The sequence below is a fragment of the Nocardioides pelophilus genome, assembly GCF_014180685.1.
Taxonomy (GTDB): Bacteria; Actinomycetota; Actinomycetes; order Propionibacteriales; family Nocardioidaceae; genus Nocardioides; species Nocardioides pelophilus.
Genome location: NZ_JACEHF010000007.1, coordinates 31,495 through 54,974, shown reverse-complemented (window position 1 = coordinate 54,974; position 23,480 = coordinate 31,495). Strand labels below are relative to the sequence as shown.

The window sequence follows — 23,480 nt, the reverse complement described above, 5'->3', positions numbered from 1 at the left end:
ATGCCGAGCATGCGGGTGATCTCAGCCGACGAGCACCGCGACTACCTCGCCACGCTTCCCACGGCCAGCTTCCTCCAGACGCCCGGTTGGGCGAAGGTGAAGGCGGAGTGGCGGGCCGAGCACCTCGGGTGGGTCGACGACGCCGGCCAGCTGGTCGGCGCGGCGCTGGTCCTCTACCGCAAGCTCCCGAGGCTCAACCGCTTCCTCGCCTACCTGCCCGAGGGACCGGTCATCGACTGGTCGTCCGACCGGCTCGACGACTGGTTGGGTCCGCTGGTGCGGCACGTCAAGGGTGAGGGGGCGTTCGCCGTACGGATCGGGCCTCCCGTCGTCACCCGGCGCTGGTCGGCCGCCCAGATCAAGGAGGGCATCGCCGACCCCGGCGTCCACCGGCTCGGCCAGGTGCCGCCGCTCGACCGGTCCGCAGCGGGCGCCCGGGTCGTCGCGCAGCTGCACGAGCTCGGCTGGCGCCACCAGAGCACCGAGGGCGGCTTCGCCGCCGGGCAGCCGCAGTTCGTCTACCAGATCCCGCTGGTCCAGGCCGACGGCGAGCCCCACACCGAGGAGTCCCTGCTCAAGGGGATGAACCAGCTGTGGCGCCGCAACATCAAGAAGGCCGCCAAGGAGGGCGTCGAGGTGACGTCGTCGGCAGCCGGGGAGGTGAAGGGCGACCTCAAGGCCTTCCACGACCTCTACGTGCACACGGCCGAGCGCGACCACTTCACGCCGCGACCGCTGAGCTACTTCGAGACCATGTACGACGCGCTGAACGCCGACGCGCCCGACCGGTTGAAGCTGTGGATGGCCCGCCACCAGGGCGACCTGGTCGCCGCCACGCTCGCGGTCCGGGTCGGCACCCACTCCTGGTACTCCTACGGCGCCTCCTCCACCGAGAAGCGCGAGGTCCGCGGCTCCAACGCCGTGCAGTGGGCCATGATCCGCGACGCGCTCGCGTCCGGCGCGACCGTCTACGACCTGCGCGGCATCACCGAGACCCTCGACGCCGACGACGCGCACGTCGGGCTCATCCAGTTCAAGGTCGGCACCGGTGGCGAGGCGGTCGAGTACGCCGGCGAGTGGGACCTCCCGATCAACCGGGTGCTCTACAAGGCGTTCCAGGTCTACCTGGCGCGGCGCTGACAGGAGCGGTCCGATGAGCCTGACCCTGACCGTCGACGGCCCGCGCTGGCGGGCGCACCTCGAGTCCGTCGCCGACGCCCATCCCGGCATCGTCCCGGTCGCGAAGGGCAACGGCTACGGCTTCACGCTCGGCCGGCTGGCCCGCAAGGCGCAGTGGCTGCGCGACCGCGGCCACGACGTGACCACGCTCGCGGTCGGCACGTACGACGAGATCCCCGAGGTCGCCTCCCGGTGGCACGGGGACATCCTGGTGCTCACCCCGTGGCGGCCGTTCGTCGATCCGCTCGAGCCGGCCCTGACCAAGCGGGTGGTCCACACCGTGAGCCGGCTGTCCGACCTGGAGCAGCTGCTCACCCTGGAGCCGAGCGCCCGGGTGGTGCTCGAGCGCACCACCAGCATGCAGCGCCACGGCATGTCCGCCCGTGAGCTGTGGGAGGCCGGCGAGCTGCTGAGGAGCCTCCCCGACGGACGGGCCGAGGGCGTGGCGCTCCACCTGCCGCTGGCCCAGGGCAACCACCTCGGCGAGGTGAGCCGGCTGCTCAACGACTACGTCGCCGCGGCCGTGCCGCGCCGCGGCCCGGACACGGTGTGGGTCAGCCACCTCACCGATCGCGAGCTGACCACGCTGCGCGAGCAGTACGGCGACTTCGTGGTGCGTCCCCGGATCGGCACCCAGCTCTGGCTCGGCGACCGCGGCGCGCTCCGGGTGACCGCGACGGTGCTCGACGTGCACCCGGTCGAGCGGGGCGACATCTTCGGCTACCGGGCCCGCACCGCTCCCAAGAGCGGGCACCTGCTCGTCGTCAGCGGCGGTACGGCGCACGGCATCGGCCTCGAGGCACCGACCGGTGAGTCCTCGATCAAGGCGCGGGCGGCCACGCTCGCGAGGGGCGGTCTGGACGCGGTCGGCTTCGTGCGGTCGCCGTACTCCATCGACGGCAAGCAGCGGCTGTTCGCCGAGCCGCCGCACATGCAGGCGTCGATGCTGTTCCTACCGAGTGGTGCGGACGTGCCGGCCGTGGGGGACCCGATCGACGTGCGGGTGCGGTTCACGGCGACCACGTTCGACCGGGTCGTCATCACCTAGCTCGGGCCGCTCGTTCGTCGGGTCGTGCTGCGGCCAGAACATGTCGCGCACGACGATCGCCACGAGGTAGAGCTCGCAGGCAATCCGGACCACGATGCCGACCCAGTAGAAGCCGACGTCGCCGCCACCGGCGGGGTGCAGGTAGCCGCCGAGGTACCACCACACCGTGCAGAAGTAGAAGACCTCGCCGGCCTGCCAGATCAGCTGGTCGCGCCAGCGCGGCCGGGCCAGCACCGCGAGCGGCAGCAGCCACAGGACGTACTGCGGCGAGTAGACCTTGTTGACGAGCAGGAACCCGGCCACGATCAGGAAGCCGAGCTGGGCCAGCCGCGGGACCGAGCCGGTGCGGCGCCCCGCCAGCAGCCCGACGACGAGCACGCCGACGCACCACGCGGCGAAGAAGATCCAGGACCACTGGTTGATGGTGTCGACGTGGACGCCGCTCGAGCGGACCTGGTCGACGATCAGCCAGATCGATCCCAGGTCGGCGCCCCGGTCGGCGTTGAACGACCAGAACGTCTTCCACTCGTCGGAGCCGCTGAGGTAGGCGGGCAGGTTGACCACCGCCCAGGTCACCGCCGCCCAGACGGTGGCCAGCCCGAAGGCGCCGTACCTCCGCTGCCGGAGGCAGATGACCAGCAGCCCGCCGAGCAGGAACAGCGGGTAGAGCTTGGCCGCCGTGCCCAGGCCGATCAGTACGCCGGTGAGCACCGGTCGGTCGCGGGACCACGACCACAGCGCGCCCGCCACCAGCGCGACCGCGATCAGGTCCCAGTTGATGAGCCCGGTGAGCAGCAGCGTCGGGGAGAGCGCGAACGCCGCCGCGTCCCAGGGTCGCTGTGGATCGACCCGCGAGAGCAGCCACACCGACAGCAGGGCCAGCGCGCCGAAGCCGACCGCGTTCACGAGCAGGAAGATGGTCAGCTCACGATCGACGTCCTCGTCGCCGTACAGGTCGTTGACCGGCCGGTCGGAGCGCGCCTCCAGGTCGGGTCTGCCGTTGAGCTGTTGGGTGATCCATGCGGTGCCGTAGGCCCAGTAGGAGATCCCGACGGGATACTCCATGACCTCGTAGCGGGCGCGGGTCTGGTCGTCGTCGCTGTAGGGCCACGCCAGCTCGGCCAAGCCGCGCGGGACGTAGAGCGGGCGCAGGTCGGTGTAGCACATGTGGGAGTAGACCCACGGCTGGTCCTTGCCGTCCGCCAGCGAGCACGGCGCCTTCTGCACCATGCCGAGCACGAAGACGATCGCGGTCAGCAGCAGCAGCACCCGGGTGGGCGTCCACCACCGGTGACGCCCGGCGTGCTCGCCCACCGGACCGCCGACGGCCTCGCTGACCGCGGCGACGACCCGGTCGTCCCGGGTCGGGTGGACCCACGTCATCGGCAGGTCAACCCCGCGTGGCGCGGCGCCCCACGGTGCGGCGGCTGGTGCCGTCGACGCCGGTGCTCAGCCGGGGGTTGCCCCTGCCCGGGACGTCCGGGTTCGTCGGGTCCGTGTCGGTGCCGTCGGGGAAGCCGTCGCCGTCCGTGTCCGGGTTGTTCGGATTGGTGCCGAGGTCGGCCTCCGCCTCGTCGCTGAGCCCGTCGTTGTCGCTGTCGGTCGGCGGACCGGTGTCGTCGACCACGCAGTCGCCGTCGCTGTCGGGGTTGCCGGGGATGTCCGGGTTGTCGGGGCACGCGTCCCGGTCGTCCGGCACGCCGTCACCGTCGGAGTCGGCGACGGTCTCCTGGTCCACCTCGCAGTCGCCGTCGGCGTCCGGGGCCCCCGGGATCTCACCGTTCTCGGGGCACGGGTCCTCGTCGTCGACCACGCCGTCGCCATCGGAGTCCACCGGCTCGGAGGTCTCCTCACTCTCGGTCTCCTTGGTCTTGGTCGGCGACGGGGGCGGCGTGTAGGGCTCGTGGCCCTCCGTCGGCGCCTCGCCGTCGACGTACGCCGGTGGCGGGAACTCGATCGGCTCCTCGCCCTCCATCACCCGCTGCATGACCGCACGCCAGGTGCGGGCGGGATAGGCGCCGCCGAAGTACTCCGGCAGCCAGTCCTTGAGCTGCTCGTTGCCCTTGCCGCGCACCAGCATCACCGCGGTGGCGTACTGCGCGGTGTAGCCGGAGAACCACGCCGACGACACCTCGCCCTCGCCGTTGGTCGCCGTTCCGGTCTTGCCGGCCGCCGGCCAGGCGAACCCGGAGAGCGCGGATGCACCGGACCCGACCTCGACGACCTGCTGCATCGCGTAGGAGACGTCGGCGGCGATGTCCTCCGGGAGGGCCCGGTGGTCGACCACCTTGTGGTTGTAGCGCTCGGCACCGTTCTGGTCGACGACCTTCTCGATGATGAACGGCTCGGCCGCGACACCGCCGTTGGCGATGGTCGCGTAGCCGTTGGCCATGTTGATCGGGCTCACCGTCTGCGAACCAAGGGCGACACCGGTGTTGGGCAGCAGGCCCGGGGTGGACGTCGGGAAGCCCCACGGGTCGCTGGCCGGCTCGATCGGCGGGATCCCCATGTCCACCGCGGTGTCGATGATCTTCTCGGGACCGTTCTCCATCGCGAGCGTCAGGTCGATGTAGGCGGTGTTGATCGAGTCCTCGGTCGCCCGGATCAGGTTCACCCGTCCGTAGGGGACGTTGCCCTGGTTCTCGACGTCGCTGCCGTCGGGCAGCTCGTAGGGCGAGTTGCCGTCGAAGGTGTCCTTGAGCGAGAACCCGGCCTTGATGCCGGCCGCCAGCGCGAACGGCTTGAAGGTCGAGCCAGCCTGGCCCCCCGAGACCGCCCAGTTGAGCTGGGACTCGAGGTAGTCCTGGCCGGCGTAGATGCCGCGCACCGCCCCGGTGCCGGGCTCGACGGTCGCGACCGCGACGTGCAGCTCCTTGTAGCCGAAGCCTTCCGGCCGGGCTTCCTTCATGCCGTTCATCGCGGCGTCCATCGCCTTCGGGGTGAAGGTGGTGGTCACCTCGAGGCCGCCGCCGGAGATCTCCTGCTCGCTGAAGCCGAGGCGCAGCAGCTCGGTCTTGACCATCTGGAGCACGTGGCCCTTCTGGCCGCCGTACGCGCTCTCGGTCTCGACCTCCGGGAAGTCCGGCAGTCGCAGCCGGGCGCGGTCCGCGTCGTCACCGTCGATCTCGTCCATGTCGGCCATCGAGTCGATGACGTACTGGTAGCGCCCCTTGAGCTCCCGCCGCGCCGCCTTGCTGTTGGCGGGGTCGAGGTCGTTCGGGTCGTTCAGCACGGCCGCGAGCACGGCGCTCTGCTTGAGGGTGAGGTCCTTGGCGTCGACCTCGAAGTAGGCCTTCGCCGCGGCCTGCACGCCGTACGCGCCCCGCCCGAAGTAGATGGTGTTGAGGTAGCCCTCGAGCACCTCCTCCTTCGAGAGCTGGTTCTCGATCTTGAGCGAGAGGATCGCTTCCTTGATCTTGCGCTTCCAGGAGCGCTCCTGGCTCAGGTACAGGATCTTGACGTACTGCTGGGTGATCGTGGACGCACCCTGGGTGACGTTGCCGGAGGCGTTGCGGAAGGCCGCGCGGATGATGCCCTTCGGGTCGATGCCCTGGTTGGTCCAGAACGACTGGTCCTCGGCGGCGACGACCGCGTCCTTCAGGGTCTCCGGCATCTCGTCGAGGGAGATCGGGTCGCGGTCCTGGATCGCGAACTGCCCGAGGTCGGTCTTGCCGTCGGCGTAGTAGACGTGCGTGGTCTGGGTGGTGAAGTCGGAGTTGGCGCTGGGGATGTCGATCGAGCGGTAGGCGATGAAGAACAGGCCAGCACCGATCAGGGTCATCACCAGGCCGGCGATGGCGCCGTACTTGGCCACCCTGAGGAGCCGCTTCTTCCACGGGTTGGAAGCGTCCGCCGCCGGCTTCTTGGATCGAGAAGTCGTGCCGCTCTTCCGCTTGCCGTCCGCCAAGGTCTTGCCTCACTCAGTCGCATGGGTGCGTCGGGTGCGTCCGACATGCCGCAGATCAGGGTACGGGGGGCGCGGCTGTGCCCCAATCCGGCGCGGCCCCGCCGAGACCTCTCCCGTTTCTACCCATTTTCCGCCTCGCGATCCATCGCGCATTTCGATTCCGCGGATATATCGCTACGATAGGTCGCATGGCGCGGCGTGGTGAAACCATCGAGTTGGCGGTCCTCGGACTGCTGCACGAGGGACCCATGCACGGCTACGAGCTGCGCAAGCGGCTGAACCTGATGCTCGGGTGGGGGCGGCTGCTCTCCTACGGTTCGCTCTACCCGGCGCTGAAGAAGATGCTCCGCGGCAATCTGATCAAGGAGGTCACCGGGCCGCTCACACCGGGCGCCCCGATCTCCCGTCGGCCGCGGATCACCTACGAAGTGACGGAGAAGGGCACAGCCGAGTTCCACCGGCTGATGTCCGAGGTCGGTCCTGCCGCCTGGGAGGACGACAACTTCGACATCCGCTTCCGGTTCTTCTCCTCGACCGACATGGAGATCCGGCTGCGCGTGCTCGAGGGCCGCCGCTCCCGCCTCCAGGAGCGCCTCGACCGGGTCCAGCGCGAGCTCGCGATGACCCAGAAGGAAGTCGACCGCTACGCCACCGAGCTCCAACGGCACGGGGTCGAGTCCGTCGAGCGTGAGGTCCGGTGGCTCTCCGACCTCATCAACGCAGAGCGGGGCACCGTCGGCCCGCCCGCAGCAGCCGCAACTGACAACGAATGACGAACATGACCAAAGAAGGGACTCTCATGGGTTCGGTACGAGTAGCGATCGTCGGCGTCGGCAACTGCGCCACGTCGCTCATCCAGGGCGTGCACTACTACCGGGACGCCGACCCCAGCGGCACGGTCCCCGGTCTGATGCACGTGACCTTCGGCGACTACCACGTGAGCGACGTCAAGTTCGTCGCCGCGTTCGACGTCGACGACAAGAAGGTCGGCAAGGACCTCTCCGAGGCCATCAACGCGTCGGAGAACAACACCATCAAGATCGCCGACGTCCCGACGCTCGGTGTCGAGGTCCAGCGCGGCCCGACGCTCGACGGTCTCGGCAAGTACTACCGGATGACCATCGACGAGTCGACCGCCGAGCCGGTCGACGTCGTCCAGGCGCTGAAGGACAGCGAGGCCGACGTCCTCGTGTCCTACCTGCCGGTGGGCTCCGAGCAGGCCGACAAGTTCTACGCCCAGTGCGCGATCGACGCCGGCGTCGCCTTCGTCAACGCGCTCCCGGTGTTCATCGCCTCCGACCCCGAGTGGGCCAAGAAATTCGAGGACGCGGGCGTCCCGATCGTCGGCGACGACATCAAGTCCCAGGTCGGCGCGACCATCACGCACCGCGTGATGGCCAAGCTGTTCGAGGACCGCGGCGTGGTGCTGGACCGCACCTACCAGCTCAACGTCGGCGGCAACATGGACTTCAAGAACATGCTCGAGCGCGAGCGCCTGGAGTCCAAGAAGGTTTCCAAGACCCAGGCCGTCACGTCCAACCTGACCGGCCCGCTGGCCGGCCTGGTCGACAGCAAGAACGTGCACATCGGCCCGTCCGACTACGTCGCGTGGCTCGACGACCGCAAGTGGGCCTACGTCCGCCTCGAGGGTCGCGCGTTCGGCGACGTCCCGCTCAACCTGGAGTACAAGCTCGAGGTCTGGGACTCCCCGAACTCCGCCGGCATCATCATCGACGCCGTGCGTGCGGCGAAGATCGCGAAGGACCGCGGCATCGGCGGCCCGATCATCTCCGCGTCGGCGTACCTCATGAAGTCCCCGCCGGTGCAGATCGAGGACTCCGAGGGCCGCATCGCCCTCGAGAAGTTCATCAAGGGCGAAGAGGGCGCGTGAGGCACGAACGTGCCCTCGTCTCGCCCGCAGGTTGAGCAAGCCCCGCGGCTGAGGAACGAAGCCGCGACGGGCGCGTCGAAACCAGGCGAAGAGGGCGCGTGAGGCACGACCGAGCCGTCACCAACTACCGCTGAAATCCCGTCGACCCGTCGCCAACTTGGCGACGGGTCGGCGTGTTTTTGAGCGGAGTTCGAGCCGGGTCAGGTGAGGGCGTAGGCGCGCTGCGCGCCGAGGCCCTTGAGCTCGAGCCCGTCGACGGGCTCGCCGCCGGCCACACCCTCGAGCTCGGCGTACGTCGCGTGGTCCATCAGCACCTGACCGGCCGTCGCCGCGCCGCACAGCCGCGCCGCGAGGTTCACCACCCCACCCATCGGCGTGTAGTCGTAGCGGCCGTCGAAACCCACGACGCCCAAGGTGGCGTAGCCGTAGGCGAGGCCGATGCCGTAGCCGAGGTCGTGACCCCGGCGCTGCCACTCGGCGACGAGCCCGTCGAGCTCGCCCCGCAGCTCGGTCACCATCTGCACCGCGCCCCGCGCGGGCTCGGGATGGGGCACCGGGTCACCGAGGTAGGCCATGATCCCGTCGCCGGCGTACCCGCCGATCGTCGCGCCGTAGCGCTGCAGCACCTCGCCGGCGGTCCGGTAGTACTGGTCGATGTTCGCCACGACCTCCTCCGGCTCGGAGGACTGGGTGAACGCCGTGAAGCCGCGGAGGTCGCAGAAGAACACCGCGATCCGCCGCCGGTGTGGCCGCGTCATCGCCTCCGCGTCGGCGGACAGCACCGCGTCCGCGACCTGCGGGGTCAGGAACCGTCGCAGCTCCCCCAGCCGCTCGATCTCCGTCACCTGGGCCGCCACCCGGTCCTCCAGCGTCCGGTTGACCTCGGCCAGCTCGACCCGCGCATCCCGCTCCGACGAAGCGAGCCGCTCGGCCTTCTCGGCGAGCTGGCCGACGATCCACGCGACTCCGACGAGGGTGGTGCCGACGATGAACCATTGCAGGACCGGCAGCGACCACCCCGGCTGGAGGAGCATCACCAGGCCGCAGCCGACGACCACGTTGGCGGTCGCCGCCAACGCCCATCGGAGCCGGAGGGTGTAGAAGGCGAACGGAAGTGCCTCGAAGTAGAAGACCACCACGATGCCGAACTCGGGACCACAGGCCCAGGTCGCGGCCGTGGAGGCCAGCCCCATGCTGAGCATGATCGTGGTCCCGACGAGGGGCGTCAGCCGCCGAGCGAGCACGGCGGGAAGTGCGGCCATCAAGCCCAGGATCAGCAGCGCGGCGAAGAGGGTGAAGACGCCGACGAGCCGGACGGCGTCCGGATGCGCCGCGCGCTCGCCGGCCACGTTCACGAAGGTGAAGGCCACGGCGGCGGCCTGGACGCAGAGCACCACCCCGCCGAGGTACAGGCGCACCATCGACCGCATCGAGAGCGGCCGCATGGCGCCCGCCAGCGGACCGTCCCACGGCTCGGCGTCCGCGGCGACGACCTCGGGAGACGAGAGGTCCCAGAACCGCATGGTGGAGGTTAGCCTCCGCCGGGCTCCCCCGTCCCGTGGTTGTGCGTCAGGCCTCGACCTCGGCCTTGAGCCGCTCCAGGGTCTGCTTCATGCCGGCGAGGACCTCCGCGTCGAACTTCTCGACGCCACCGAGTACGGCGTCCTGCAGGCGGACGGAGATCGGCGCCAGCCCGTCCGGCGCCTCCCGCCGTACGACGACGCGGGTGCCGCCGTCCGCCAGCGGCTCGAGCGCGTAGGACCAGATCGTCTTGTTGTCCTTGACCCGGAACGCGAGCTCCCGCGGCGGCTCGAACCGGATCACCTTCGACCGGGTCGGCCACACCTTCCAGCCGCTGCGGTTGATGTTGACGGTGGTCGCGCCCAGCCCGCCGTGGCCGCGCTGGATGGACCTCACCACCTGCGGGCTCCACGAAGCCATCCGCGGGAGGTCCGACACCAGCGGCCAGATCTCCTCGGGGGTCGCCGCCATGTCGATGGTCGCTTCGAGCGTCTTCGCCTCGATCGTTGTCATGTCGGCGACCCTAGGCGGACCACCGAGGTCGGGCATCCGACCCTGGTAGCAAGACTCAGATGGCGCGCGTCACGGTGATCGTGGTGTTGGTGCAGCCGGCGGCGAGATTCTGCATGGCCGTCTTCTCGCCGCTGTTGACGCTCAGCCGCCAGCGGATCTTCACGGCGACGTACTCGCGCAGGTAGCGGCACTTGTCGTAGGTCGGCTTCCACTCGGCGATGTCCTGGTCGCCCTTGGCGGAGTTCACCGAGTCGGTGACGCCGACCAGGGTGCGGTAGTCGCCGAGGTCGTTGGCGTAGGCCTCGCGCTGGGCGGCGGTCCAGTTCCGCGCGCCGGAGTCCCAGGCCTCGGCGAGGGGGACCATGTGGTCGATGTCGATCCGCGACGGGTCGGTCCAGGAGACCCGGTCGTAGTAGGAGAACCAGCGGCCGCCCGCCAGGTTGCTGCAGGTCACCGAGGTCTCCGACTCGATGTCGAGCACCTCGGTCCGGGTGCTGCAGCCGTCGCCGTCCGCGTCGACCCAGTGCTTGAACTTGGACCGCTCGTAGCCGGTGCGCACCTCGGTCGCGACGGTGAGGCTCGCGATCGCGGTGGTGAGCGGGGCCGAGTAGCTCTCGCCCGCGGCATGGACGGCGGGCGCGGGCCCGACCCCGACGAGGAGGGTGCTGACCACTCCGGTCAGCAGGGCGACGACGAATCTCTTCATGACGGCCTCCGAGGCTGGCGTGTGCCCCTGATGGTGCCACCGGAAGCGGGTTCGGCGCGTCAGCCGGACGGAGGATTCCTCGAGTTGTTCACGACTGTTCGCGCGCGGCCCACCACGCCAGCAGCGCGGCCTTCGCGTCGTCGGTGGCCATCGGCCCGTTGTCGAGGCGCAGCTCGAGCAGGAACTTGTAGGCCTCGCCGACGTCGCGGCCCGGCGGGATCCCGAGGATCTCCATGATCTGGTTGCCGTCGAGGGCGGGCCGGAGCGAGGCCAGCTCCTCCTCCTCCGACAACCGCGCGATCCGGGCCTCCAGGTCGTCATAGGTACGACGCAGCCGGTCGGCCTTGCGCTGGTTGCGGGTCGTGCAGTCGGCGCGGGTGAGCACGTGCAGCCGGGCCAGCTGGTCGCCGGCGTCGCGGACGTAGCGGCGGACGGCCGAGTCGGTCCACTCGCCCGAGCCGTAGCCGTGGAACCGCAGGTGCAGCTCGACCAGGTGGCAGACCGCGTCGATCTCGTCGCCGGAGAAGCGCAGCGCCTGCATCCGCTTGCGGGTGATCTTGGCGCCGACCACGTCGTGGTGGTGGAAGGTCACCGTGCCGTCGTCGAGGAACCGCCGGGTCTTGGGCTTGCCGACATCGTGCATCAGCGCGGCGAACCGCGAGATGAAGTCGGGTTGCCCGCCGAGCCGGTCCTCGAGGTCGATCGCCTGCTCGAGCACGGTCAGCGAGTGCTCGTAGACGTCCTTGTGGCGGTGGTGCTCGTCGCGCTCCAGCTTCAGCCGCGGCAGCTCGGGCAGCACGTGGTCGGCGAGCCCGGTGTCGACGAGCAGGGTCAGCCCGAGCCGCGGGTAGGGCGCGCAGACCAGCTTCACCAGCTCGTCGCGCACCCGCTCGGCGGACACGATGGTGACCCTCTCCGCCATGTCGCGCATCGCGTCGACCACCGGCTGGTCGACGGTGAAACCCAGCTGTGCGGCGAACCGGGCGGCTCGCATCATCCGCAACGGGTCGTCGGAGAAGGAGTCCTCGGGGCGTCCGGGTGTGCGCAGCACCTTGTTGGCGAGGTCGACGACCCCGCCGTACGGGTCCTCCACCTGCTGGCCGGGCAGCCGCACCGCCATCGCGTTGACCGTGAAGTCGCGGCGGCCCAGGTCGCCGGCCAGGGTGTCGCCGTACTGCACCTCGGGCTTGCGCGACGCCGGGTCGTAGGCCTCGGACCGGTAGGTCGTCACCTCGACGACCCAGTCGCCCTTGCGGCAGCCGATCGTGCCGAAGTCGCGGCCCATGTCCCACCAGGCGTCGCCCCATGCCCGCAGGATCCGCTCGGTCTGCTCCGGCCGGGCCGAGGTCGTGAAGTCGAGGTCGTTGGAGTGGCGCCCGAGCATCCCGTCGCGCACCGGCCCGCCGACCAGCGCCAACTCGTGCCCCGCCGCCGCGAACAGCTCGCCCAACGGGTCGATCACGGGCCCGATCCGGGTCAGCTCCGCCTCCACCGCCTGCTGGACGTCGACCAACCGGATCGGTTCGGACGACGGTGCATGCGGCTCGGACACGGGCCGGAGTCTACGGACGCCCGTCCCAACGCTCACAGCCAGCGGCACTACCCTCGGGGCGTGGTCCTCCGCCCTCTTCTGCTGCGCGCTGCCCTGGGGGCGGCCACGGCGATGGTGGCCGGGCTCCTGACGACGCCGCCGGCGAACGCTGCCGTCCCCGACCCGGCGCGCGACAACGCGGTCCACCCCCTCTCCGAGGCGTACGACGCCCCGCTGCTGGTCACGATCGACGAGCTGACGCCGGGCGAGGTGCCCGAGCGCGGCCCCGTGGTCGTCTCCGGCACCGTGATCAACCGGGACGTGGAGACGTGGACCGGCATCAGCCTGTACCCGTTCATCAACGCCGGCGACTGCCCCGGCTGCCCCGTGCCCCTGACGACCCCGGCCGAGCTCGTCGAGGCCGCGGAGACCGATCCGACCGACCTGGTGGGCAACCGGATCGTCGAGGTGAGCGACAGCGTCGACTCGCTGGCGCCGGGCGAGGTCGCGCCGTACTCCATCCGGGTTCCGCGCAGCCTGCTCCCGGTGACGACGCCCGGTGTCTACTGGTTCGGCGTCCACGCCCTCGGGGCGAGCGAGACCACGGCCGACGACCAGTTCGCCGACGGCCGGGCGCGCACCTTCCTCCCCTACATCCCGCGCGGCGAGGGGGGAGTCAGGGGCGAGGTCGATGCCGTGATCGTGGTGCCCCTGCGCTACCCGATCCGGCATCTCCAGCGGGGGACCCTGGCCCGCGTCGACGAGTGGGAGGAGGCCTTCCAGCCGACGGGCGAGCTCGGCGGTCCCCTGGCCTTCGGGGCGGCCGCGGTCGGGCAGCCGGTGACCTGGCTGGTGGACCCGGCGGTCCCCGACGCGGCGCGGCTGCTCCGGCGGGGCAACCTGCCGCGCGACCTCGGGCCGAGCGCCTCCGACGAGGAGGAGCCAGCCGACGACGAGAGCCCGAGCGACGAGCCGAGCGACCAGCCCGATCAGACCGACGAGGAGGCCGAGCCGGTCTCCGACGCGTCCTGGGCGCTGGCGGCCCAGCGCTGGCTGGACGCGCTCGAGGTCCAGCTGCGCGGCGCGGAGGTGCTGTCGCTGCCGTACGGCGACCTCGACATGTCGGCCACGCCCGAGTGGATGCCCGAGCTCTACGCGGCGGCGCGCGACCGGGAGGGCGACGTGCTGTCCTCCTGGGGGACCCCGACCCGCCCGGTGATCGCCTCCCCCGGCGGTTACCTCGACCCGTCCGCGCTGGCGACGATCGACGACGACAGCACGCTGCTGCTCACCGACCGCATGTTTCCGACGACGACCTTCCGCCGCGGCCCGCCCGTGGTCGGGGAGTATGACGACCACGCGATCGCGCCGACGTCGTACGGCGCGATCCGCGGCGGTCCCGGCCCGGACGCCCGGCTCGCCCCGATCGCCTTCCGGCAGCGGGTGCTCGCCGAGGCGGCGTTGCGGATGACCGCGCCCGGGCGGCGGCATCCGTTGGTCGTCGTCGTCCCCCGGACGGTCGAGAGCGAGGGCGCGTCGTCGTTCTGGTCGGGCCTCAACACCGACTGGCTCGACCTGACGTCGCTCGACGAGGCCACCGACCGGCCGGCGAGCGCGGTCGACCCGGACGCCCTGTCCTACCCGCCCGACCAGGAGATCGCCGAGCTCGACTCGACGGTGTTCTACGAGGTGCAGCGGCTGATCTCCGCCGGCCGCAGCCTCCAGAGCGTGCTCGCCGACGCCGACGCCGGCCCCCACGGACTCGCGGCCGAGGTGCGCGACGAGGCGCTGACCGGGGCGTCCTACCACTTCCGCACGGAGCCGACGGACGTCGCGGACCGGCTGGCGCGCTCGCGGCGCTGGATCGAGCGTCAGCTGGGGAGGGTCGGGATCGACGGGCCCAAGGGGGTCACCCTGTCCAGCGACGACGGCAGCTTCGCCGTCTCGGTCACCAACCGGCTGAACCGCACGGTGACCGTGCAGATCGCGGCCGACAGTGTCGACGACGAGGTCAGCGTCGACGTCGGCGAACCCGTCGTGCTGGACGCCAACAGCCGCACCACGATCGTGCTCGACGCGCACGCCGACCGCGCCGGCGTGCACAACGTCACCCTGGCCGTCACCGACCTCGACGGCAACCGGCTCGGGTCGACGGTGGAGGTGCCGATCCGGTCCGGCCAGGTCAGCGAGGTGATCTGGGTGATCCTCGGCATCGGCGGCGGCATCCTGTTCCTCGCGATCGTGCTGCGCCTGGTCCGGCGGGTCCGCCGGCACCGCCGGGAGGTGGTCGCGTGAGCAACCCCGCCGATCCGGTCGACCCCGCACCGAGCGCCGCGCCCGACCCCACCGGCGAGCAGCGCGGCATCCTCGCCAACAGCGCGGTGATGGCGGCCGGCACCGTCGTCTCGCGCTTCAGCGGCTTCATCCGCTCCACGATGCTGGTCGCCGCGCTCGGCGTCGGCCTGCACGCGGACCTGTTCACGATCGCGAACACGGTCCCGAACATGCTCTACATCCTGCTGGCGGGCGGCGTCTTCAACGCGGTGCTGGTGCCACAGCTGGTGCGGTCGATGAAGAACGACGCCGACGGCGGTACGGCGTACGTCGACCGGATCGTCACCCTGGCCGTGCTCTTCCTCGGCATCGTCACCGTGCTGCTGGTCGTCGCGGCGCCGTGGGTGATGGACCTGATGCTCGATCCCCGGTTCGGCGACCCGGAGCTCGCCGAGCAACGCCAGTCGGCGATCGACTTCGCGCGGTTCTGCCTGCCGCAGGTCTTCTTCTACGGGATGTTCGTGCTCGTCGGCCAGATCCTCAACGCGCGCGGGCGGTTCGGGCCGATGATGTGGGCGCCGATCGCCAACAACGTGATCGCCGTGGCGGTGCTCGCCGGCTACCTGCTCGGGTTCGGCGCAGCCTCGGCGTCGGAGCAGTACGGCGCGTTCACGCCCTCGCAGGAGGCCGTGCTCGGCATCGGCTCGACGCTCGGCATCGTCGCGCAGTTCGTGATCCTGATGCCCTACCTGCGCTCGGCCGGGGTGCGGATCCGGCCACGGTTCGACTTCCGCGGCACCGGTCTCGGGCACACCCTGCGGCTGGCGGTGTGGACGGTCCTGTTCGTCGTCGTCAACCAGGCGGCGTACGTCGTCGTCGTCCGCCTCGCGTCCGGCGGAACCGCCGCGTCGGCCGAGGGCACCGGCATCACGATCTACTCCTCGGCCTTCCTGGTCGTGATGGTCCCGCACTCCATCATCACGGTGTCGCTGGCGACGGCGATCCTGCCGCGCCTCTCCGCCCAGGCCGCGGCGCAGGACGCGGCCGCCCTCGGCCGGACGCTGGTCAGCACGATCCGCACGGCGCTCGTCGTCGTCGTGCCGTTCGCCCTGCTGCTGCCGTTCATCGCGCTGCCGGTCGCCCAGGTGCTGTGGGGACACGGCGCGACGGCCGACAACTTCCCCCGGTTCGAGTCGACGCTGGCGTTGTTCGGCGCCGGGATCGTGTTCTTCACCATCCACTACCTGACCCTGCGCGGCTTCTACGCGCTCGAGCAGAACCGCACCGTCTTCCTGATCCAGTGCGTGATCGCCGCGGTGAACATCTCGCTCGCGATCCTGCTCGTCGGCCGCACCGACGAGGAGCACACCGCCCCGATGCTGGTGCTCGCCTACACCGGCGCGTACGCCGTCGGCTCGATGCTCTCCTTCGCGGTGCTGGCGCGCCGGCTGGGCGGCCTGCCGATCGGGTCGCTGCTCGGCTTCGCCGGGCGGCTGCTCGTCGCGGCGGTGGTCGGCACGGCTGCCGCCTGGACGGTCGACCTCGGCCTGTCCGAGCTGCTGGAGGAGGCGCCCGCCGCCGGCGGGTGGTGGTGGGCGGCGGTCGAGGCCGGCGTCATGGGCGCCGTCGCGCTCGGCGTGCTGGTGCTGCTGGCGCGCGCCCTCCGGCTGCAGGAGGTCACCTCGGTGATCGACACCGTCACCGCCCGGCTGCGACGGGGCTGACCGCATCGGCCCGGTCGGCTCGTAGTCCCTGTGGAGGGGCCCTCGGCGCCCTACGATGGATCTGCAGACGCCTCGAGCGAACGAGCAGTCCGAACGAGCTGTCCGAACGAGCTGTCCGAACGAGAAGGACTGGGGTTGGCGACGTCGACGCGGCCAGGCGAAGTACTGGCGGGCCGCTACCGGTTGATCGACCTGTTGACCGAGAGTGGCGGCGGGCGGTTCTGGCGTGCCCATGACAACGTCCTCGAGCGGTTCGTGGCCCTCCACGTCATCAACGAGGACGACCCCCGCGCCCCGCTCCTGCTCGCAGCCGCGCGCGAGTCGGCGACCGTCCTCGACTCCCGGATCCTCCGGGTGCTCGACGCCGAGATGCGCGACGGTCTCTGCTTCGTGGTGAACGAGTGGGGCACCGGCACCTCGCTCGACATCCTGGTGACGCACGGCGGACCGCTCGGCCCGCGCCGCTCGGCCTGGTTGACGGCCGAGGTCGCCGGCGCGATCGCGACCGCCCACTCGCGCGGGGTCGCCCACGGGCGGCTGAACCCGGAGAACGTGCTGATCGACCGGCTCGGCGCGGTCCGGCTGATCGGGCTCTGCGTCGACGCCGCGCTGCACGGGCTGCCGGCCGGCCGGCTCGACCAGGACCGCCACGACCTCGGCGGGCTCCTCTATTGCGCGCTCACCGCGACCTGGCCCGGCCCGTCGGCGTCGATCGTGCCCGCGGCCCCGCACGACCACGACGCGGTGCTCTCGCCCCGACGGGTGCGAGCCGGCGTACCCCGGCCGCTCGACCAGCTCTGGACCGAGATCGCCGACTCCGGACACCACAAGCGCCGCTGGCCCCATCACCACCAGCCCGGCATCGACGTCGGGACGGCCAACGCCGTGCGCGACCGCCTGCTCGAGTTCATCGGCGACCCCGGCGGGCTGTCGGAGGCGCTGGCCGACTCGATCCCTCCGATCAACGAGGTCCGGCAGGTGGTGCTGCCGCAGGTGCCGGAGATGACGGTCCGGGACTTCGAGCGCACCGCGGAGCCGGCGGAACCGGCGGAACCGGCGCAGCCGGAGGTGGTGGAGGAGCCGGAGGTCGCCGTACGCGAGGAACGCCCGATCCCGTCGGTCTCCGACATCGTCGACCTCCCGACCGAGGCCGGCATGCCGGTCTTCGACGACGAGGAGGACGAGGTCTCCTGGCTGCGGGCGAGGAGTACGCCGCCACCGCCACCGCCGCCCTTCGCCGAGCCTCCCGAGCGGCCGCTGTTCGCCCCGGAACCGCCGGAGGGGGCGCCGCCGCGGCGGCGCCGCGCCGACCTCGTCCCTTCGTCCACCGGCGAGGCCTCGCTCGCGGCAGCCGGCTTCTGGCCGTGGGACACCGGCGCCGGTCCCGGCTCGCCGGGCGAGCAGACGGCCGAGTCGGACGCGGTGCCGGGCCGCAACTGGCTGCGGCTCGCGATGGTGATCGCGGCCTGTCTCGCGCTGCTGATCGGGGTGGCGGTGGCGTTCAACCTCGGTCGCGGACGGACGCCGCTCGGCGCGGAGCGGGACGACCCGTCCTCCACGCCGTCACTGACGACGCCGGCCGAGCCGACGGCGAGTCCCCTGCCCGACGTGGTCGCCGACGCCTTCGACCCGCTCGGCACCGACGACGGGGCCGAGAACGACGACGAGGTCGCCCTGGCCGTCGACGGCGACCGGACCACGGCGTGGACGACGTCGACCTATCGCGACCAGCTCGGCACCACCTTGCCCGCGCTCAAGTCCGGCGTCGGCCTCTACCTCGACCTCGGCGTGGTCCGCGAGGTCGCGGCCGTCGACCTCGACCTGGTGGGGTCGCCCGCCGAGGTCCAGCTCTACGTCACCCGCGACGCACCGGAGGCCGCACCGACCGGTCGGCCGCTCGCCACCGACACCGCCGACGACGCCGAGCTCACCCTCGAACCGGTGTCGCCCCAGGGCGCGGGTGCGGCCGTCACCGGGCGCTACGTCCTGGTGTGGTTCACTTCGCTCCCGGTGGTCCCGGACGGCTTCCGGGCCGGGCTGGCGGAGGTGGTCGTGCGTGGACGCTGAATCGGCGTCTGACCTGGCGTCCGGTTCTGGGCGCACCGACGCCGACCTGCTCGCAGCGCACGTGGCAGGAGACGCCGAGGCCTTCGGCGCCCTGTTCGCCCGCCACCGCGACCGGCTCTGGGCGGTCGCGCTGCGCACGACCGGCGCCCCGGAGACGCCCGCCGACGGCCTCCAGGACGGCTTGGTGGCCGCCTTTCGTCGGGCCGGAAGCTTCCGCGGCGACGCGGCGGTGACGACCTGGCTGCACCGGGTGATCGTCAACGCCTGCCTGGACCGGCTGCGGGCGGCGAAGGTACGCCGGGCCGAACCGCTGCCCGACGACCTGGACGAGTCCGGTCGCGGCTCGACGCTGACCGCCAACGACGGCTCCGACGAGCTGCTCGACCCGGCCGAGCACGGTATCCGCAGCGAGCGACGGGCCCAGGTGCTCGCGGCGCTCCAGCAGCTCCCGGCCGAGCAGCGGGCCGCGCTCGTGCTCGTCGACATGGAGGGCTATCCCGTCGCCGAGGTCGCCCAGATCCTCGACTGCGCGGAAGGCACGGTGAAGAGCCGCTGTGCGCGCGGGCGGGCCCGGCTCGCCGTACTCCTGCGGCCGCTGCTCGACGCCCCGACCGACGCCGACGAGAGCCGGCCGCCGACGACGCTCGGGAACCCGGACGCGGTGCCGGACGTCGGATCGGTGTCCCGGCGGGGACCACCCGATCCCGCCGCACCAGTGAACGGCCCGCTGAACGGCCCGCTCAACGACACCGCCTGACCGCGAACGACGCAAGGACCCGCATGACCACCGACGAGCCCGCCGAGCAGCTCGATCCCGTCTCGCCCGAGGACGAGGCGAAGATCCGTGCGCTGCTGGCCGGTGCCCGCGCGACCGGCCCGCTGCCTGCTGCGGTGGCCGCCCGGCTCGACGAGACCGTGGTCGGACTGGCGGCCGAGCGCGCGACGGCCGAGCCGGTCGCAGCCGATGCCACCGTGGTGCCGATCGTGCGGACCCGCCGCCACCGGGTCGTCGCCGTGCTCGGCGCCGCCGCCGCGGTCGCCGTCTTCGGGCTCGCCGTCGGGACCTTCTTCGACGGCGGCCAGGACGACGGGGCGGCCGGAGACTCGGCCAACAGCGGCGCCGTGGATCGCGGCGACGTGGCGTTGGAGGACGCGGACGAGGGCGAGTTCGAGCAGGCCGGTCCGACGGACGACGACGGGACGCTCAGCCGCACCGAGGGCTCGGTCGAGCCCAACGACATCATCGGCGAGTTCACGGTCCGGTCCCGCCACCTGGTCCGCGACCTCTCCCTCCTCCAGGAGGCCGTGCTCCCCGACCCGAACGCCGCCGACTACGACCTGGTGAGCATCACCGCGCCCGAGGGCTTCTCCTGCCGGACCGCTGCCTGGGGCAGCGGAGTCCTGGTCGGGGTGCAGTACGACGACGCGCCCGCCTTCGTCGCGTTCCGCGACCCGATGGGCACCTCCCAGGTCGTCGAGGTGCTGCAGTGCGGCACCGGCGACGTGCTGCGGTCGACGACGCTGCCCACCCGCGACTGACCGGCCTCGGCGGTCGAGGAGGCCGCTCTCGCGACCGTCACGAGACCCAGGGAATGATCCCCCCTACCATCGGGGTTGCACCCCCTGATCCCTCCGCAGTCATGCGGACCACCAGCGATGAGGTCCACCACCATGTCCGACACCCAGTCGACCGAGCAGCCGCGCAACGTCATCGTCATCGGCTCCGGCCCCTCCGGCTACACCGCCGCGATCTACGCTGCGCGGGCCCAGCTGGCTCCGCTCGTGTTCGAGGGCTCGGTGACCGCCGGCGGCGCGCTGATGAACACCACCGAGGTCGAGAACTTCCCGGGCTTCCGGGAGGGCATCCAGGGCCCCGAGCTGATGGAGGAGATGCGCGCCCAGGCCGAGCGGTTCGGCGCCGAGCTGATCGCCGACGACGTGGTCGAGGTCGACCTCACCGGCGACATCAAGATCGTCAAGACCGCCACCGACACCTACACCGCGCGGTCGGTGATCCTCGCGACCGGCTCGGGCTACCGCAAGCTCGGTCTGCCGGAGGAGGAAACCCTTGCCGGGCGCGGGGTCTCGTACTGCGCGACCTGCGACGGGTTCTTCTTCAAGGAGCAGCACATCGCCGTCATCGGTGGCGGTGACTCGGCGGTCGAGGAGGCCACCTTCCTGACCCGGTTCGGCAGCAAGGTCTCGCTCATCCACCGGCGCGACTCGCTGCGGGCCTCGAAGATCATGCAGGAGCGGGCCTTCGCCGACCCCAAGCTGGAGATCATCTGGAACGCCGACGTCGCCTCGATCAACGGCACCGACTCGCTCGAGTCGATCACGCTGCGCGACACGGTGACCGGCGAGACCCGCGACCTCGCCGCGACCGGCCTGTTCATCGCGATCGGCCACGAGCCGCGCTCCGAGCTGCTGAAGGGCCAGGTCGACCTCGACGAGAGCGGCTACGTCCTCGTGAAGCAGCCCAGCACGGCCACGAACCTGGCCGGCGTGTTCGCCGCGGGCGACCTGGTCGACCACCACTACCGGCAGGCGATCACCGCGGCCGGCACCGGCTGCGCCGCCGCGCTCGACGCCGAGCGCTACATCGCGATGCTCGACCACGCCGCCTCGTCGGCCGGCTCGGCCGAGGCCACGGAGGCCGAGGTGTCGTCGACGGTCGGACAGCCGGCCTGACCGCGCCCGACAGCCGGAGCGCGGGAACAACACCCCCGCACCTCGTGTTCACTAGGAACTCCAAGACCTCCAACTGATCCACCACGAAAGGGATGAACCGTGGGCAACATCGCAGCTGTGACCGACTCCGAGTTCGACGCACAGGTCCTCAAGTCCGACAAGCCGGTCCTGGTGGACTTCTGGGCCGAGTGGTGCGGACCGTGCCGTCAGGTCGCGCCGATCCTCGACGAGATCAATGCCGCCCACGGCGACAAGATCACGTTCCTCAAGATGAACGTCGACGAGAACCCGGTCACCCCGGCGTCGTACCGGGTCACCGGCATCCCGACGATCAACGTCTACCAGAACGGCGAGGTCGTGAAGACCATCGTCGGCGCCCGCCCGAAGGCCGCGATCCTCAACGAGCTCGCTGACTTCATCGCCTGAGCACCGTCGCGCACGACGCCCGTCCCCTCGTGGGGCGGGCGTCGTCGTTTCTCCCCTAGTTCAGGTCGCGGTGGGCGGGCGTGGGCCGCGTGCGCGGGTTGACGGCGCCGACCAGGCGCTCGAGGGCCGCCTCGACCTCGTCGCGCCAGGTCACCAGGGAGCGCAGCTCCATCCGCATCCGGGGCGTGCGCGGGTGGGGGCGGTGGGTCTTGAAGCCCACGCGGGCCAGGAACTCCGCCGGGAGCAGGCACCCGCCGTCCGGCGCCAGCCGGCTCCCGCCGTACGCGAAGGCCTCGACGGCCCTGATCCCGCCGCGGGCGACCAGGTCGCGGGCCATCCCCTGCACGAGCAGGCGCCCGATGCCGCCCCGGTGCTGCTCGGCGACGAACGCGGTCGAGAGCAGGACGGCGTCCGGTGACGGCGGGCCGGTCGAGAAGAGGCCGGCTCCGGGGATGTACGACGGAGGGGCGTAGGTCAGGTAGCCGACCGCCTCGCCGTCGATCAGTGCCACCCGCCCGCAGGAACCCCACTCGCGGAGCACCTCGGACATCCACGACTCCTTGACCTCGGCCCGGGTCTCGGCGTCGGTCACCCGGCCGCGGCGGACCGGGTCGAGCTCCCAGAACAAGCAGGAGCGGCACGGCACCCCCAGCGCGTCGAGCGCGTCGAGGTGGTCGAGCGTGAACGGGACTGTGGTGCGAGCCACCCCCCTAGCGTAAGTCTCCACGGGCCGATATCGACCTGCGTCGCGAGAACCCGGCTGCGAGAATGCGCCTGTGCGCAAGATCCGCCAGAGCCAGAAGCTCCGCAACGTCCGGTACGACGTGCGCGGCCCGATCCTCGTCGAGGCGCAGCGCCTCGAGGCGGAGGGCCACCGCATCCTCAAGCTGAACATCGGCAACCCGGCACCGTTCGGCTTCGAGGCACCGGAGGCGATCCTGGCCGACGTGATGCACCACCTGCCGGAGTCGCAGGGCTACAGCGACTCCCAGGGCATCTACTCCGCCCGCACGGCGGTCGCGCAGTACTACCAGTCCCGCGGGCTGCGCGAGACCGACGTCGAGGACGTCTTCATCGGCAACGGCGTCTCCGAGCTGATCTCGATGGTGCTGCAGGCGTTCGTCGACGACGGCAACGAGATCCTGATCCCCGCCCCCGACTACCCGTTGTGGACCGGCGCCGTCACGCTCTCCGGCGGCACGCCGGTGCACTACCGGTGCGACGAGGACAACGACTGGATGCCGGATCTCGAGGACATCGAGTCCAAGATCACCGAGAACACGCACGCCATCGTCATCATCAACCCCAACAACCCCACTGGTGCCGTCTACAGCAAGCAGATGGTGGAGGCCCTCGTCGACATCGCGCGCCGCCACCAGCTGGTCGTGTTCGCCGACGAGATCTACGAGAAGATCCTCTTCGACGACGCNAGGCGGCGGCCCCCCCCCACGGGGCGGCGCCCGCCGGCCACGACGTCCTCTGCCTGACCTTCAGCGGCCTCTCCAAGGCCTACCGGGTCTGCGGCTACCGCGCCGGGTGGGTGATGATCTCCGGGCCCAAGGAGATCGCCGAGGAGTTCCTCGAGGGCCTCACCCTGATCGCGAACATGCGCATGTGCGCCAACGTGCCGGCCCAGCACGCCATCCAGACCGCTCTGGGCGGCTACCAGTCGATCAACGAGCTGATCGTGCCCGGCGGCCGGTTCTACGAGCAGAGCATGCTCGCCCACAAGTTGCTCAACGAGATCCCCGGCGTCAGCTCCGTGAAGCCGCAGGGGGCGCTCTACTGCTTCCCGCGGCTCGACCCCGAGGTCTACCCCATCCAGGACGACGAGCAGTTCGTCATCGACCTGCTCCGGGCCAAGAAGATCCTGGTCACGCACGGGTCCGGCTTCAACTGGCCCGCGCCCGACCACTTCCGGCTGGTGACCCTCCCCGACGTCGACGTCCTCGAAGAGGCCATCGGTCGGATCGCGGAATTCCTGGCGACGTACCGCTGACAT

19 protein-coding genes and 1 pseudogene are annotated in these 23,480 nt (G+C 71.2%); 13 read left to right on the top strand and 7 right to left on the bottom strand.

The features are described from left to right. On the top strand, positions 1-1,140 hold the full coding sequence (locus tag H0488_RS03295; RefSeq protein WP_246371390.1) for a lipid II:glycine glycyltransferase FemX: 1,140 nt from the start codon (positions 1-3) through the stop codon (positions 1,138-1,140). Between the two features lie 13 nt (positions 1,141-1,153). Further along, positions 1,154-2,227: an alanine racemase gene (locus H0488_RS03290; protein WP_183097850.1), complete on the top strand. Its 1,074-nt coding sequence runs from the start codon at positions 1,154-1,156 to the stop codon at positions 2,225-2,227. Here the strand turns inward: H0488_RS03290 and H0488_RS03285 are convergent. Together H0488_RS03285 and H0488_RS03280 are read right to left on the bottom strand one after the other, a co-directional pair. Beyond that, positions 2,132-3,610, bottom strand: a complete 1,479-nt coding sequence (locus tag H0488_RS03285; RefSeq protein ID WP_183097849.1) for a glycosyltransferase family 87 protein — start codon at positions 3,608-3,610, stop codon at positions 2,132-2,134. The two genes, H0488_RS03290 and H0488_RS03285, sit on opposite strands and share 96 nt — an antisense overlap. Positions 3,611-3,617: 7 nt before the next feature. Continuing rightward, entirely contained in the window at positions 3,618-6,134 is a 2,517-nt protein-coding gene (locus tag H0488_RS03280; RefSeq protein WP_220794141.1) for a transglycosylase domain-containing protein, read from the bottom strand. A gap of 188 nt (positions 6,135-6,322) precedes the next feature. Here H0488_RS03280 and H0488_RS03275 point away from each other — a divergent pair, with 188 nt between their 5' ends. Together H0488_RS03275 and H0488_RS03270 are read left to right on the top strand one after the other, a co-directional pair. Further along, entirely contained in the window at positions 6,323-6,907 is a 585-nt protein-coding gene (locus H0488_RS03275) for a PadR family transcriptional regulator (RefSeq protein WP_183097848.1), read from the top strand. A 26-nt stretch (positions 6,908-6,933) separates the two neighbouring features. Continuing rightward, positions 6,934-8,025: an inositol-3-phosphate synthase gene (locus H0488_RS03270; RefSeq protein ID WP_183097847.1), complete on the top strand. Its 1,092-nt coding sequence runs from the start codon at positions 6,934-6,936 to the stop codon at positions 8,023-8,025. A 200-nt stretch (positions 8,026-8,225) separates the two neighbouring features. Here the strand turns inward: H0488_RS03270 and H0488_RS03265 are convergent, their stop codons facing one another. The 4 genes from H0488_RS03265 to H0488_RS03250 all read right to left on the bottom strand — a co-directional run bounded on the left by H0488_RS03265 (position 8,226) and on the right by H0488_RS03250 (position 12,278). Continuing rightward, entirely contained in the window at positions 8,226-9,548 is a 1,323-nt protein-coding gene (locus H0488_RS03265; RefSeq protein ID WP_183097846.1) for an adenylate/guanylate cyclase domain-containing protein, read from the bottom strand. 46 nt (positions 9,549-9,594) lie between these two features. Beyond that, the gene (locus H0488_RS03260; RefSeq protein ID WP_183097845.1) at positions 9,595-10,059 is read right to left on the bottom strand and encodes an SRPBCC family protein; all 465 of its coding nucleotides are present in this window, start codon (positions 10,057-10,059) and stop codon (positions 9,595-9,597) included. Positions 10,060-10,114: 55 nt separating this feature from the next. Beyond that, positions 10,115-10,765, bottom strand: a complete 651-nt coding sequence (locus tag H0488_RS03255) for an HNH endonuclease family protein (protein WP_183097844.1) — start codon at positions 10,763-10,765, stop codon at positions 10,115-10,117. A gap of 88 nt (positions 10,766-10,853) precedes the next feature. Continuing rightward, complete coding sequence (locus H0488_RS03250; protein ID WP_246371403.1) at positions 10,854-12,278, bottom strand: CCA tRNA nucleotidyltransferase; 1,425 nt, start codon at positions 12,276-12,278, stop codon at positions 10,854-10,856. A gap of 99 nt (positions 12,279-12,377) precedes the next feature. Between H0488_RS03250 and H0488_RS24900 the strand changes: the two genes are divergently transcribed. The 7 genes and pseudogenes from H0488_RS24900 to trxA all read left to right on the top strand — a co-directional run bounded on the left by H0488_RS24900 (position 12,378) and on the right by trxA (position 21,478). Beyond that, positions 12,378-14,591, top strand: coding sequence for a DUF6049 family protein (locus tag H0488_RS24900; protein WP_183097842.1), 2,214 nt, complete (start codon positions 12,378-12,380; stop codon positions 14,589-14,591). Next, positions 14,588-16,294, top strand: a complete 1,707-nt coding sequence (murJ, locus tag H0488_RS03240) for a murein biosynthesis integral membrane protein MurJ (RefSeq protein WP_312856195.1) — start codon at positions 14,588-14,590, stop codon at positions 16,292-16,294. The genes H0488_RS24900 and murJ overlap by 4 nt, the downstream gene beginning before the upstream one ends. A 195-nt stretch (positions 16,295-16,489) precedes the next feature. Then, the gene (locus tag H0488_RS03235; RefSeq protein WP_183097841.1) at positions 16,490-18,361 is read left to right on the top strand and encodes a protein kinase family protein; all 1,872 of its coding nucleotides are present in this window, start codon (positions 16,490-16,492) and stop codon (positions 18,359-18,361) included. After that, complete coding sequence (gene sigM / locus H0488_RS03230; RefSeq protein WP_183097840.1) at positions 18,351-19,118, top strand: RNA polymerase sigma factor SigM; 768 nt, start codon at positions 18,351-18,353, stop codon at positions 19,116-19,118. Before H0488_RS03235 ends, sigM begins: the two co-directional genes overlap by 11 nt. Positions 19,119-19,141: 23 nt before the next feature. Continuing rightward, complete coding sequence (locus H0488_RS03225; protein ID WP_183097839.1) at positions 19,142-19,900, top strand: hypothetical protein; 759 nt, start codon at positions 19,142-19,144, stop codon at positions 19,898-19,900. A 53-nt stretch (positions 19,901-19,953) separates the two neighbouring features. Continuing rightward, positions 19,954-21,052 (top strand): annotated as a pseudogene (trxB, locus tag H0488_RS03220) (thioredoxin-disulfide reductase). A 99-nt stretch (positions 21,053-21,151) separates the two neighbouring features. Then, complete coding sequence (gene trxA, locus H0488_RS03215) at positions 21,152-21,478, top strand: thioredoxin (protein ID WP_183097837.1); 327 nt, start codon at positions 21,152-21,154, stop codon at positions 21,476-21,478. Between the two features lie 55 nt (positions 21,479-21,533). Here trxA and H0488_RS03210 read toward each other — a convergent pair whose 3' ends face one another. Then, positions 21,534-22,184 (bottom strand): GNAT family N-acetyltransferase, encoded by a 651-nt coding sequence (locus tag H0488_RS03210; protein WP_312856194.1) that lies wholly within the window; start codon positions 22,182-22,184, stop codon positions 21,534-21,536. 70 nt (positions 22,185-22,254) lie between these two features. On the opposite strand from H0488_RS03210, the gene H0488_RS24545 reads away from it, so the two are divergent. Together H0488_RS24545 and H0488_RS24540 are read left to right on the top strand one after the other, a co-directional pair. Next, positions 22,255-22,965, top strand: a complete 711-nt coding sequence (locus tag H0488_RS24545; RefSeq protein ID WP_312856193.1) for an aminotransferase class I/II-fold pyridoxal phosphate-dependent enzyme — start codon at positions 22,255-22,257, stop codon at positions 22,963-22,965. Beyond that, positions 22,962-23,477, top strand: a complete 516-nt coding sequence (locus H0488_RS24540; RefSeq protein WP_281369494.1) for an aminotransferase class I/II-fold pyridoxal phosphate-dependent enzyme — start codon at positions 22,962-22,964, stop codon at positions 23,475-23,477. Before H0488_RS24545 ends, H0488_RS24540 begins: the two co-directional genes overlap by 4 nt. Positions 23,478-23,480: the final 3 nt, after the last annotated feature.